General features: G+C 38.1%; 12 protein-coding genes. 7 read left to right on the top strand and 5 right to left on the bottom strand.

Going from position 1 to position 13,801, the window contains the following annotated elements; translation table 11 throughout:
- Positions 1–105: 105 nt before the first annotated feature.
- The 6 genes from murC to R2Q70_RS07000 all read left to right on the top strand — a co-directional run bounded on the left by murC (position 106) and on the right by R2Q70_RS07000 (position 7,603).
- Complete coding sequence (murC, locus tag R2Q70_RS06975; RefSeq protein WP_316806920.1) at positions 106–1,461, top strand: UDP-N-acetylmuramate--L-alanine ligase; 1,356 nt, start codon at positions 106–108, stop codon at positions 1,459–1,461.
- Entirely contained in the window at positions 1,454–2,632 is a 1,179-nt protein-coding gene (locus R2Q70_RS06980; RefSeq protein WP_316806921.1) for a cell division protein FtsQ, read from the top strand. Before murC ends, R2Q70_RS06980 begins: the two co-directional genes overlap by 8 nt.
- A 5-nt stretch (positions 2,633–2,637) precedes the next feature.
- On the top strand, positions 2,638–3,996 hold the full coding sequence (ftsA, locus tag R2Q70_RS06985) for a cell division protein FtsA (RefSeq protein WP_316806922.1): 1,359 nt from the start codon (positions 2,638–2,640) through the stop codon (positions 3,994–3,996).
- 131 nt (positions 3,997–4,127) lie between these two features.
- A complete protein-coding gene (ftsZ, locus tag R2Q70_RS06990) occupies positions 4,128–5,753 on the top strand; it encodes a cell division protein FtsZ (protein WP_316807326.1) in 1,626 nt (541 codons plus the stop codon).
- Between the two features lie 167 nt (positions 5,754–5,920).
- Complete coding sequence (locus R2Q70_RS06995) at positions 5,921–7,162, top strand: aminotransferase class I/II-fold pyridoxal phosphate-dependent enzyme (RefSeq protein WP_316806923.1); 1,242 nt, start codon at positions 5,921–5,923, stop codon at positions 7,160–7,162.
- A gap of 264 nt (positions 7,163–7,426) precedes the next feature.
- On the top strand, positions 7,427–7,603 hold the full coding sequence (locus tag R2Q70_RS07000; protein ID WP_010602932.1) for a hypothetical protein: 177 nt from the start codon (positions 7,427–7,429) through the stop codon (positions 7,601–7,603).
- Positions 7,604–7,656: 53 nt separating this feature from the next.
- On the opposite strand, the gene R2Q70_RS07005 is transcribed toward R2Q70_RS07000, so the two are convergent.
- From R2Q70_RS07005 to R2Q70_RS07025, 5 genes are all read right to left on the bottom strand, one after another.
- Complete coding sequence (locus tag R2Q70_RS07005; RefSeq protein WP_316806924.1) at positions 7,657–7,935, bottom strand: hypothetical protein; 279 nt, start codon at positions 7,933–7,935, stop codon at positions 7,657–7,659.
- A gap of 245 nt (positions 7,936–8,180) precedes the next feature.
- Entirely contained in the window at positions 8,181–9,068 is an 888-nt protein-coding gene (gene dapA, locus R2Q70_RS07010) for a 4-hydroxy-tetrahydrodipicolinate synthase (RefSeq protein WP_316806925.1), read from the bottom strand.
- Positions 9,069–9,154: 86 nt separating this feature from the next.
- Complete coding sequence (ligA, locus tag R2Q70_RS07015) at positions 9,155–11,167, bottom strand: NAD-dependent DNA ligase LigA (RefSeq protein ID WP_316806926.1); 2,013 nt, start codon at positions 11,165–11,167, stop codon at positions 9,155–9,157.
- Between the two features lie 68 nt (positions 11,168–11,235).
- Positions 11,236–11,715, bottom strand: a complete 480-nt coding sequence (locus tag R2Q70_RS07020; RefSeq protein WP_316806927.1) for a thioredoxin family protein — start codon at positions 11,713–11,715, stop codon at positions 11,236–11,238.
- Positions 11,712–12,386, bottom strand: coding sequence for a hypothetical protein (locus tag R2Q70_RS07025; protein ID WP_316806928.1), 675 nt, complete (start codon positions 12,384–12,386; stop codon positions 11,712–11,714). Before R2Q70_RS07025 ends, R2Q70_RS07020 begins: the two co-directional genes overlap by 4 nt.
- A 119-nt stretch (positions 12,387–12,505) precedes the next feature.
- Here R2Q70_RS07025 and R2Q70_RS07030 point away from each other — a divergent pair, with 119 nt between their 5' ends.
- Positions 12,506–13,798: a patatin-like phospholipase family protein gene (locus R2Q70_RS07030; RefSeq protein ID WP_316806929.1), complete on the top strand. Its 1,293-nt coding sequence runs from the start codon at positions 12,506–12,508 to the stop codon at positions 13,796–13,798.
- Positions 13,799–13,801 lie beyond the last annotated feature (3 nt).

Here is a 13,801-nt window from a genome sequence, read left to right on the forward strand (position 1 = left end):
CAGTTCGTCATTTGCGTGGTACGAAGCAATCTTAAAGCAAACAAAATATATAAACGATAGAAAGAGCCGTAAACTTTGGTCTTTCTACTTTTAGCTTAAAGAAAAATGGAATTAGGTAAAATTAACAGAGTATTTTTTGTGGGTATCGGCGGTATCGGCATGAGTGCGCTTGCACGTTATTTTGCCAAACGCGGTCAGGTGGTTTGTGGTTATGATAAAACCAGAACGAAACTTACCGAAGCGCTTGAACAGGAAGGAATTTTAATCACTTATCTCGATGAGTCATCTGCCTTGCCATGTGCTTTTTTAGATCATCATGATGATACTTTAATTGTTTATACGCCTGCCATTCCAAAAGATTCGAAAATATTAAATCATTTTAGAGATAAAGGCTTTAGCCTAAAAAAACGTTCAGAGGTTTTAGGCATCATCAGTAAGGGGATGTTTTGCATTGGCGTTGCGGGTACACATGGTAAAACCACTACCTCATCAATCGTAGCGCACATTTTAAAAGATACCGGTTATGATTGTACGGCGTTTTTAGGTGGCATCACCAGCAATTATAACAGCAACGTGCTTTTCGGAAAAAACAATGTGGTGGTAGTTGAGGCAGATGAATACGACCGTTCTTTCCTTACGTTGCATCCGGATATCGCTGTGGTTACGTCGATGGATGCCGATCATTTAGATATTTATGGCGACAAATCTCATTTGGAAGAGTCCTTTCGCCTGTATGCTGGTCAGTTAAAGGAAAACGGAACGTTATACGCTCATGAAGGATTGCCTTTAGATAATAGCATCAGCTATGCGGCAAGCAGCACGGCAAATGCAAAAGCAGAAAATATAAGAGTAGAAGGGTCGAAGTTTGTTTTTGATTACAAAGATCAAAACAAATCTATTCATGATATCAGCCTGATGTTGCCTGGAAAACATAATGTTGAAAATACAACCGTTGCCATTGCGATAGCGTTAAAGTTAGGCATCGCCGCTGAAAAGATTAAACAGGCAGTAGCAAATTTTAAAGGCGTAAAACGCCGTTTCGAGTATATAGTTAACAACGGCAGCCAGATTTATATTGATGACTATGCGCACCATCCGGAAGAATTAAGCGCCTGTTTTCACGCTGTTCGTCAACTGTATCCTGATAAAAAACTAACGGTTATTTTTCAGCCGCACTTGTTTACCCGAACCCGTGATTTCGCTGATGAGTTTGCGAAAGTTTTAAGCACAGCCGATGATCTGTTGCTATTGGAAATATATCCAGCCAGGGAATTGCCTTTGGAGGGGATAAATTCAACGTTTTTACTCGATAAAATTACTTTAGAAAATAAAAAAGTATGTGGAAAAGATTTTGTGCTTCAGTATGTTAAGGATGCCAAACCTGAATTAATTTTAACGGTTGGAGCCGGAGACATTGATACCATCATCGATCCACTAAAAAATATATTAAACAATGCTTAAAAGGGTTAACTGGAGCGCAATATTTACTGGCTTTGCCTGGCTAATTAGTCTGGCGGGTGTGGTGGTGCTTTTAAGTTTCATCAATGTTAAGAAGCAAACGGTAAAATGTACCGATGTTAAAATACTCATCCCGGGAGCGGATAATTTTATTGAGCGGGAAGAAATTGATGCCATTTTAAGAGAAGATCAGGGGGTGTTGCTAGGCAGAAATATTGAGCGCATCAACATTCATCAGATTGAAAAGAAATTACAGTCTAACCCTTACATCGCTTTTGCGAAGGTTTATGTGGAGATGGATGGTGTGTTGCACATAGAGGTAAAACAAAGGCAGCCTGTAGTACGGATATTGAACAATAACGGTCAGGATTTTTATATCGATAATGATGGATTAAAAATGCCAATATCGTCTAACTTCACCGCGAATGTTTTGGTGGCTACCGGAAATATTACCGAAGTTTTCGGAAGCCGGGTAGATACGCTCCATACTCAGCTGGCACGTGATCTTTACAAAGCTGCGCTGTTTATTAGAAGGGATACCTTATGGGATTCACAGATTGAACAGATTGTTGTAGATGGTAAAGACGATATTGAATTGATTCCAAGAGTGGGCAATCAGCGTATTATTTTAGGTAACGCCGATTCGTTGGAAAAGAAAATGACCAATTTACTGCTGTTTTATAAAAAAGCAATGCCACAGGTAGGATGGGATACTTACCGCACTATCAGTATTAAATATACCAACCAAATTGTGTGTGAGAAAAGAGATTCTACTGAAATTGCCAGAAGACCAAAAACAATTTCTTCGGCTGACAGTTTGAGAATACAACAAAAAGTTTCCGATTCATTAATCAACGCTGTAATTGGAAAAACTGTGAGTGAACAAACAGCCAAAGTTATACCTAAAAAGGTTGAAACGGTTAAGAAACCGGAACCCAAAAAAGCTGAAGCTAAAAAGGTTGAGGTGAAGAAGCCGGAAGCTACTAAACCGAAAGTAAGTAAACCAGCGGCAACTGCTGCAACCAAACCAAAGGAATCAAAACCTGCGGATAAAAAACAAACGACTTCGGTTGTTGCAGATAAAAAGAAAACCAAAACTGCTGCGCAGCTAAAGTTAGAAAGAGAAAAAGAAATCAGATCCCTAGAAAAACAATATAAAACTCAACAAAATTAACGAATATGGACAAGGCAAAATTTACCAGTCAGTCGCCCATTGTAGTAGGATTGGATATCGGTACTACAAAAATATGTGTTATCGTTGGTCGTAGAACCCAACACGGTAAGATAGAAATTTTAGGAATAGGAAAGGCGGAATCGGCAGGTGTAACACGAGGTGTGGTTTCTAACATTCAAAAAACTGTTCAGGGCATTGCTCAGGCAGTTGAAGTGGCAAGCGGACAATCCAATGTAGAAATACAGGTGGTAAATGTGGGGATTGCAGGGCAACACATCAAAAGCCTGCAACACAGAGGGATTTTAACAAGAAGAGAATTAAACAACGAAATCGGTAAAAAAGATATCGACAAGTTGATTGATGATATGTTTAAACTGGTAATGCCTCCGGGTGAGGAGATTATTCATGTATTGCCACAAGAATTTACAATTGATAATGAACCAGGTATTAAAGATCCGATTGGTATGGCTGGGGTACGCCTTGAGGCTAACTTCCATATTATTTCTGGTCAGGTTACTGCAGTAAAAAATATTATCAAATGTGTAAACAATGCGGGTTTACAAACTCAGGATTTGATTCTTGAGCCATTAGCATCTTCTGAGTCGGTGTTGAGCGATGAAGAAAAAGAAGCTGGTATTGCATTGGTTGATATTGGTGGGGGTACTACAGATATTGCTATTTTCCACGAGGGAATTATTCGCCACACCGCTGTGATCCCGTTCGGAGGAAACAGTGTTACCGAAGATATCAGAGAAGGATGTTCTGTCATGCGTAATCAGGCTGAGCTTTTAAAAACACGTTTCGGTTCAGCTTTAGCGGAAGAAAACAAAGAAAACGAAATCATTTGTGTTCCGGGTCTTCGTGGTCGCGAGCCAAAAGAAATCTCTGTAAAAAATCTGGCCTATGTTATCCAGGCCCGTATGGAAGAGATCATCGAACATGTTTACTACGAAATCAAATCTTCAGGATATGAGAAAAAACTAATTGGTGGAATCGTAATTACGGGTGGTGGTGCTTTATTGAAGCATTTGTCTCAGGCAGTTGAATATGTGACTGGTTTAGATTGTCGTATTGGCTATCCAAATGAACACTTATCTAAATACGAAGACATGCCAAAGGCGATTTATGATGATTTAAAAAGCCCGATGTATGCTACCAGTGTTGGCTTGCTGATTAAAGGAATTCAGAAAGCTGAAGAACTGATTGAGGAAATGAAACAGCCGGGCGTATTTGTAGAAAAACCAAAAACCGTTAAAGAAAAAGAAAAACGCGGACCAGGTTTATTTGATAAGTTACTGGCTAAAACTAAAACTTTCATTCAGGATGATATGAATGTTAGCGATGAAGATTATCTAAAAAGCTAAGTTATTTTTCAACAAAAGATGAGTTTTCCACATTCTTAACACTTGTGGAAAACGTCTGTTGAAAAAGTGTTAATATTACGTTGAGTAATGAACAGAATTTAAAACTTTTTAAACAACTGATTCATAAAGATATGCAGTTCGAAATGTTAAAAGATAAGTCATCAATCATCAAAGTAATTGGTGTTGGAGGCGGTGGCGGCAACGCAGTAAACCATATGTACCTGTCGGGTATTACTGGTGTAGATTTTATTATTTGTAATACAGATGCGCAGGCTTTAGAGTCTAGTCCTATCCCTAACAAGGTGCAATTAGGTGCTAGTTTAACTGAAGGAATGGGTGCTGGATCTATCCCTGAAGTTGGAAAAAACTCAGCAATAGAGAATATTGATGATATTAAAGCCATGCTGGGCAGTACCACCAAAATGCTTTTTATTACAGCAGGAATGGGTGGCGGTACAGGTACGGGTGCATCTCCAATTATTGCCAAAGCTGCTAAAGAACTTGATATTTTAACGGTTGCAATTATAACCACGCCTTTTTCTTTCGAAGGAAAAAGACGTAGGCTTCAGGCTGATGAAGGATTGGAAGAACTTAAAAAGTACGTAGATTCTTACCTGGTGATTTCTAATGATAGATTACGTGAGATTTTCGGTAACCTAACCTTAGGTTCTGCATTTGGCCAGGCTGACGATATCTTAACAACGGCTGCAAAAGGTATTGCAGAGATTATTACAGTTCCGGGTTATATAAACGTAGATTTTAAAGATGTGCGCACCGTAATGAAAGAGAGTGGTGTAGCCATCATGGGTAGTCACGCTGCTGAAGGTGATGACCGTGCTTTACAAGCCGTTGAAGGTGCATTAGCTTCTCCTTTATTAAAAGATAATGAAATTGAAGGTGCCCGTTATATTTTATTGAACATCAGCTCTGGTGCCCGTGAGGTAACTATGGATGAGGTTTCTATTATTACAGATTACATTCAGGAAAAGGCAGGTTTATCTGCTGATTTAATCTGGGGTAACTGTACGGATGAATCTTTGGAAGATAAATTGTCTGTAACCATTATTGCTACAGGTTTCCAAACTTCAGAAGAACGTGTTCACGAGGAAAAAAACAAGAAAAAAATCTCTCTGTTAACACCTGAAGAAGCACCATTGGTTCGTCCGGTGGAGCCAGTAAACTCTTTTATACAGCCAAAAGCTGCGCCAAGTTACGAGCCTGTGATGAAAGCGAAAGAAGAAGTTTCACAAGCAGATCTTTTTGGTGGAATGTTTGCAAAAGCAGAAGCCCAGAAAGTTCAGGAACCAGAAAATAATGTCATTCGCCATACTCTAATAGAGGAAGAACCACAGGTAGAAGAGCCTCAGGAAACTGGATATGAATTCGAAGTTAAATTAGCTGAAACTAATTTTGTTTTCGAAACACCGGTTGTACAACCTGCGCCTACGCCTGAGCCAGAACCTGAGATGCCTGTTGTTGGTTTAGATGATGATAAAAATGATGAATCGATGGAGGAGCAATTGAAAAAATCTAAAGAACGTATCTTACGTTTAAAAGATTTGAGTATGAAATTGCGTACCACCAATGGTTTACAGGAGTTAGAAAATGAGCCTGCTTATAAGCGCAAGCAAATGCAGTTGCAACAGGTTCAACATTCGTCTGAATCGCAAGTAAGTCGTTTCACATTAAGTAATGATCAGGATGGCGGTACAGAGATTAGACCAAACAATTCTTTCTTACATGATAATGTTGACTAGATCAAACCAAATATAATTATAAAGCCTCGATTAATCCTCGGGGCTTTTTTAGCATAAATTTAGATTGTTAAAAAATCTTAATTGACAGCCAGCAGATTAATCTGGTTGATTTTAAGACGAATAAACCGTAAATTCGCAAAAATTTATTATAAAAAACACATAATACATTGGATATATTTGATAAGATAGCAAAGCACATGGGGCCACTTGGTCAACACCAGAAATGGTCTCATGGGTATTTCTCGTTTCCAAAATTAGAGGGAGAAATTGCACCACACATGCAATTCAAAGGAAAAGAGCATTTGGTTTGGAGTTTAAATAACTATTTAGGCCTGGCCAATCACCCAGAAGTCAGAAAAGCAGATGCTGATGCTGCTGCCGAATTTGGTATGGCTTACCCTATGGGTGCCCGTATGATGAGCGGTAACTCAAAATATCACGAACAACTGGAGCAGGAACTTGCCGAGTTTGTAGGTAAGCCAGATGCGTTTTTGTTAAACTATGGTTATCAGGGGATGGTTTCCATTATTGATACCTTGGTAGATCGGAACGACGTAATCGTTTATGATGCTGAATCTCATGCCTGTATTATCGATGGTTTACGTCTGCACATGGGGAAACGTTTTGTTTATAAACACAATGATATCGAAAGCGCCCGTAAACAGCTAGAGCGAGCTACCAAACTAACCAACGAATCTGGCGGTGGTATTTTATTAATCACCGAAGGCGTTTTTGGTATGAGTGGTGCGCAAGGTAAGCTTAAAGAAATTGTAGATCTGAAAAAAGAATTCGATTTCCGTATTTTGGTTGATGATGCACATGGTTTTGGAACAATGGGTAAAACTGGTGCCGGAACACATGAAGCGCAGGATTGTATTGAAGGTATTGATGTTTACTTCGGTACATTCGCTAAATCGATGGCTGGAATTGGTGCCTTCGTAGCTTCTACTGAGGAGATTACCAATTTCTTAAGGTACAATATGCGTTCACAAACCTTTGCTAAAGCATTGCCTATGCCAATGGTAAAAGGATTGATCAAACGTTTAGAGTTGTTAAAAAGCAAACCTGAGCTTAAAGATAAACTTTGGGAAATTGCAATGACACTTCAAAAGGGCTTGCGTGAACGTGGCTTTGATTTAGGGGTGACAGATTCAGTAGTTACACCTGTGTTTTTAAAAGGAGAATTAACGGATGCAACCGCTATTACCTTCGACTTACGCCAAAACTACGGTATTTTTTGTTCGATAGTGGTTTACCCTGTTATTCCGAAAGGAATGATAGAATTGCGTTTAATTCCTACTGCTGTTCATACACTTGAAGATGTACAACGTACATTAGATGCATTCAGTGAAGTATCTGAAAAGCTTGAAAATGGCTATTACAAGGAGAATCAATTCGCGATTGTATAATAATAAATAAGCATATTTTTGTAAAGCCCTTTAATCTAGTTTAAAGGGCTTTTTTTATTTCTTAAATTTTTTAATCACCTCATTTATAGTGTTTTGCTTGTTGTTTGGCAGTTGTAGGTGTTCATAAATCGTTTAATTGTGGAAAAAAACGCTTTAAAGGCATCTTTTTATTCTGCTAAAAATTTTTGTTTATACAACAAACAGTTTAAATTAGAGTTAGATAATTAAAACTCAAACCTTTAAAATTATAGGAGTACTAAAAAAATGAAAAAATTTGAAGAAGTAAAAAGTTTAGTTGCAGCTTTGGAAGCTGATGCAGACAAGTTTTATAACAAAGGAAACAGCGCTGCTGGAACCAGAGTTCGTAAAGGCATGCAGGATTTAAAAAACTTGGCTCAAGCCATTCGTTTAGAAGTGCAGGATACTAAAAACAAAGCTTAAACCTAAAGATATTTATAAAAGGAAAGTCCCGATATGCATCGGGACTTTCTTGTTTACAGGATAAATTTGTAATCATCGCTTCGCTCTGATTGCTCATAGCGTACCAACTTACCATTATAAAAATAGTAGAAGGAAAAATACGGTGCATTAATGGAATCAAAAGTTCGTCTTGAAACGCGATAGATCTTATTTCCATCAGCTGAAGCCGAAACCAGTTCTGCTGTTTTCTTTGATTGCTTAAAAGTTGTCTCCGTTGTTCCGATTGGAACAATAGCAGGAACTTTGCAGCCCAGCAAGATACCTGCCAGGGTTACAATAAATAATTTTCTCATGATGTTTAATTTGTGTGTAGTGATCGCGATTCAATAATGATGCCTGTATCATTATCTTTGTTTCGTTAACATTGGCTATACTCAATAGCGCAATTTCCAAACTTGTAATCTGTTGATCCTTATGGTTTTGAAAATTTGTAATTTTTCAATTACCCACAAAAAAACAGGTCAATACGAATGCGATGTGTCGCAAAAGTTTAACCTGTTTTTCATCGGAAAGAAAACCGAATATTTTTTAGCGCAGTTTATGCTGGCTGGCTTAGTTTTTCCAATTCTAGCGCAATAGCTTGCTCTAAGGATGATGAGGCTTTAATTAACGGTAAACGCACTGTATCTCCACATATACCCAATTGTTTTAAAGCAGCTTTTATTCCTGCCGGATTGCCTTCTGCAAAAGCCAAACGGGTAAATTCTACCAAACTTAAATGTGCCGGTGTAGCACCTTTAAAATCGCCAGCCATGCACAATCTCACCATATCTGAAAACTGTTTAGGCAATGCATTTCCAATGACAGAAATAATGCCTGATGCGCCCAAAGCCATCATTGGTAGCGTAACAGGATCATCTCCGGAGATCAGTAGAAAGCCTTCAGGTTTATCTCTCATAATCTGATTAAACTGATCAAAACTTCCTGATGCTTCCTTAGTTGCAATGATATTCTTGAAGTCATGGGCAAGCCTGCAAGTCGTTTCAGGACTCATGTTACTCATTGTTCTTCCAGGAACGTTATACAACATTAAATCTAGTGGAGAAACCTCTGCCAGGTATTTGTAATGCTGGTAAATTCCCTCTTGTGTTGGTTTGTTATAGTAGGGGCTTACCGATAGAATTGCACTGTAGCCATTTGTATCGAAATTTTTCATTTCCTCGGCAACGGCTAAGGTATTGTTTCCGCCAATTCCTGCAACTAAAGGTAATCTGTTATCATTAATTTCAGCGGTATATGCCCACACCTTCTTCTTCTCTTCCTTAGTCATTGTAGCGGTTTCGCCGGTTGTGCCTAAAGAAACGAGGTAATCAATTCCTCCTTCCACCAAATGATTAATCAGGTTTTTTAAACCGTTATAATCAACTGATCCATCTGTGTTAAAGGGCGTAACTAATGCTACCCCTGTACCCTGAAATTTGTTCATTATATGTTGTTATTATTGAATTTTGAATGACGGAATGAATGAATGTTCATATTCTGTCATTCACTAAATCTATCATTCATTCATTTCTATTGTATCATTGCTAAAAGTTCCGTATCACTAATGATTGGAATATTTAGCTTTGTAGCTTTCTCTAGTTTTGAAGGACCCATGTTATCTCCTGCAACAAGGAAATTTAGTTTTGCAGAAATGCTGCTTAAAATTTTTCCGCCATTGGCTTCAATAAGATCTTTTAACTCCTCGCGACTGTATTGCTCAAAAACGCCCGAAATTACGAATGTTTTTCCAATAAGTGTATCGCTATCAAGTGTAATTACCTTTTCTTCAATTTCAAAAGCCAATCCTGCTAATTTTAATAATTCTATCTGTCTTAAATGCTCAGGATTTGAGAAATATTCAACAATGCTTTCGGCAATACGTTGCCCAATCTCATCAATGGCAATCAGTTCTTCTACAGTGGCAGTCGAGAGTTTATCAATATTCTTCACTCCGGCAGCTAATTTCTTGGCAACAGTTTCACCAACATATCGAATGCCTAATCCAAAAAGAACTTTTTCAAAAGGCATCTCTTTCGATTTTTCAATTCCTGCAAGCATGTTTTCAATAGATCGTGCTCCGAATCTTTCGATTTCTTTTAACTGATCAGCTTTTTGATACAAAGTGTATAAATCACTGATGTGGTTAATCAGGCCTCGTTTGTAAAATGTTTCAATGGTTTCATCACCCAATCCATCAATATTCATTGCTTTTCGACTAATGAAATGCTGAATTTTACCCACAATCTGCGGCGGACAGCCCTCATCATTTGGGCAGTAGTGGACCGCTTCTCCTTCTTTTCTAATCAGTTCGGTTCCACATTCCGGACAATTGCGCAAATAATGTACTTTAACTGACCCAGCTAGCCGCTTCTCTAAATTCACCTTGATGATTTTCGGAATGATTTCTCCGCCTTTTTCTACAAAAACCGTATCTCCTTCATGCAAGTCTAATCTTTCGATCTCGTTAGCATTATGTAGTGTGGCTCTTTTAACCGTTGTTCCGGCCAATAGTACAGGTTTTAAGTTGGCCACCGGCGTAACGGCACCTGTACGGCCAACCTGGTAAGTTACTTTTTCTAAAACTGTTTCAACTTCAGCTGCTTTATATTTATATGAAATTGCCCAACGTGGAGATTTGGCCGTAAAACCGAGCTCCTGTTGTTGCGCATAGCTATTTACTTTAATTACAATACCATCAATATCATAGCTTAATTTAAAACGTTCAGTTTCCCAATGATGGATGAATGCCAATACATCATCGATGTTATTCACCAAGCGATTGTGCTCGCAAACATGGAACCCCCAATCTTTCACAGCATTTAAGCTGTCCCAATGGTTTTTGAATTCGTTTTTATCGGTGTATAAAAAATAGATAAATCCATCCAAAGGGCGTTTTGCCACTTCTTTGCTATCCTGCATTTTTATCGTTCCTGAAGCAAAGTTTCGTGGATTTGCATAAGCAATTTCACCCAGTTCTTCACGTGCAGCATTCAAGCGCAAAAATGCAGCTTTATGCATAAAAATTTCACCACGTATCTCGAAGTGCTCGGGTGCTTTTTCAGTTTTAATTTGGTGCGGAATAGTATGGATAGTTTTAACGTTATTGGTTACGTCATCGCCTTTGGTACCATCACCACGGGTTACTGCTCTAACTAGTTTTCCATGTTCGTAAGTCAAACTGATCGATAGTCCGTCAAATTTGAGTTCACACACATATTGAAAATTATCGCCAATGGCTTTGCGAATACGCTCATCAAAGTCGCGGAGATCTTGTTCATTGTACGTGTTACCCAATGAAAGCATCGGGTATTTGTGCTGAACGGTAATAAAGTTTTTGGTAATGTCGCCACCAACACGCTGGGTAGGAGAATTGGGGTCGGCGAAATCAGGATTTGCTTTTTCTAAATCGGCTAAATGCTTTAACTTTTTATCAAACTCATAATCGCCAATGGTTGGCATCGCCAAAACATAATAATTATAATTGTGCTGGTTCAACTCGGCAACCAGTGCATCCATTTCTTCTTTTATTGCAAATAGCGACATAGGAGCAAATATAAAAAAGAGAAATAGGTATTTTGCTAATTCTGAAATTTGGAGGGTTAAAAAAGTGCTTATTTGCCAACTAAAAATTTTAAGAAATCTTTAGCATTTGTTTTTCCAACTAGGTGTCTGATTTGCTTTCCGTTTTCATCAATGATAACAAAGTATGGTTGAATATTGGTTTTTAAAACTGAAACTTGAATATCAATTGATCTTGCTCCCACAGTTAGAACCGGCTTTTTGTCTAATTTGGAGATATACTGCTCGGCTTTGGGGATTGGTGTCTTATCATCTACCATCGCCTTAAAAGAACAATATTTTTGCTTTAACAAGCTTTTTATATTTGCATCACCAAAGACATTTTCCTTCATCATTTCACAAATAACACTACCGTATGCTGAAAAGTAGAGCAGTGTTAATTTTTTATTCTGTTTTGATTCTTGTAAAGCATTTTTATGATTTAATAGTGGTTTAAATTGATATGTTTCTTCTACTGATTGATTTTTATGGATACCAATGCCAAAAAATAAAAATAAAATTAATGCTCTCATACCAACTTTCCCTCAATTTCCTCAAAAATTTCCATAAAATCCTTTTCCAATACAGTTTTAAAAATCGATAACTCAAATGTTAGCGACTCTAATTGTTTTTCACTTAAAGTCTCAGGCCATAAGCGCATGCAAATCCTGTTGAGGGCGCAACTGATATTTTCCAGTTTTTGATAACTCAACAGGTATTTACTGCCGATAAATCCGTCAAGAAACTTAAAGAAAACAGCTTGATCTTTTAAACCACAATGCTCCAGGAAATCCGCAAGCGATTCCTTTTTTACAGCAACCAGTTTTTCATAAAAATGGTTGACCTGAATCCGGTTATGTTCAACAAGCAAATGATCCAGTAAAAGCTCTAAACCTATGTGGGCAAGAAATGAAGGTCGAACAGGTGTTCCTTCTACCACTGGTTTGATGAGGTGTTTAAGTGCCGTTGTTTTTTCGAAAAAAAAATGGGAAGAGTGAAAAAGCAAATCAACCTGTAAATGTCTTTTCCAGCCTTTTAAAAGCGATTCTTCATCAGGATTACCATGAAAAAGAAATTCATTTTTTTGAGGATATAAATTTGCTTCCTTCGATGCGTTTTTGATTAAATCTGGCAGCACAATTCCCATAACCACATTGGCATCATCAGTTGATTTATCGAAGTAGTAATGAGACAAAAAGTTCATGGCACAAGTTAATGTTTTCTTTCTTGCCTAAAAACTCCAAGTAGTGGATATTAGGTCGGAAAATCGTATTGTTTTGTAAACTAATTATTTATAAATTTAATTACCCTAACAAACCCGTCATGCCTAATTCAAAAACCTACAGGATCCTGTCTTTAGATGGAGGTGGATCCTGGGCGCTGATTCAAGTAAAATGTTTGCGTAAACTTTTTGCGGAAACTTTCAATAATCCTGACCCAACCGGGCATGAAGTGTTAGCCAAGTTTGACCTGGTAGCCGCCAATAGTGGTGGCAGTTTGGTAGCCGCGGCAATGGCTGAAAATCTTCGTTTATCTGAAATCGAAAAGATATTCGGTGATGAAAAATTAAGAAGCAGGGTATTCTCCAGGTTGAGTTTTTGGGAGAAAAGTTTACTATCAAGCGCCGCCAGATTATTCAAAATTGGGGCAAAGTATGCCACCAAAAGAAAACACAAGGCATTAAAAGAAATTTTGCCAAAAATATCGCAGATTGATTTAATGCATGTTCCCAAACACGTTGCCATCAATAGTGAAGTTAAAACCCAGTTTTTGATTATTGGGTATGATTACTACCGAAACAGGGCAGAGATGTTCAGGACTGATTGCGATAGTATGGCATCTACTTCAGTAATCGAAAGAAAACTTAAAAATCTTCCTCCGATTGTGCAAACACCCTCTGATTGTTTGGTGAGCCTTGTTGATGCCATTCATGCTTCGAGTACGGCTCCTGTAAACTATTTCAATGAGCCTGCTACCTTTAAGGTAAATAATAAATTAAAATATTACTGGGATGGTGGGGTAACCGGTAATAATAATCCGGTTCTGGCTGCTGTAACAGAGGCCATCTGCAACCGTCAGCAATATCAAATTGAACATATTCAGGTGCTTTCTATCGGTACAGGCACAGTTTCGCAGTTGCAGTACGATGAGGAAATCCCGACGAGGTACAGTGAATTAAAAGCCAAACATGAAGAACCTGGTTTGATACAGGATATTCAAAAAATGGGAACCAGTATTTTAAATGATCCACCCGATACCGCGGCCTTTGTAGCTTATATGATTTTAAATTCAGCCATGCCCGCAAAACCTGTTGATTTTATAAGGATGAATCCTGTTTTACGGCCAATGCTGATTAATGACGCTACTGGTAAATATTGGGATTTACCTCCCGGCATTACTAAAGATGAATACGCTACCTTAAATGCCATGGATATGGATGCAGTTGAAGATAAAGAAGTTGCGCTTATTAATAAACTTTGTGATAATTGGCTGAATAATGCGGGGGTGCCAAACCAGGCCATTAGAAGTGATGGTGCACTGAATTGCCTGATTGGACATGCTGATTTTAATACCGCCAAGGCTGATTTTATAACCTGGTTTACCGTTGCCAACTAATTT

Origin of the sequence: Pedobacter agri, assembly GCF_032678665.1 — a bacterium.
GTDB lineage: Bacteria > Bacteroidota > Bacteroidia > Sphingobacteriales > Sphingobacteriaceae > Pedobacter > Pedobacter agri_A.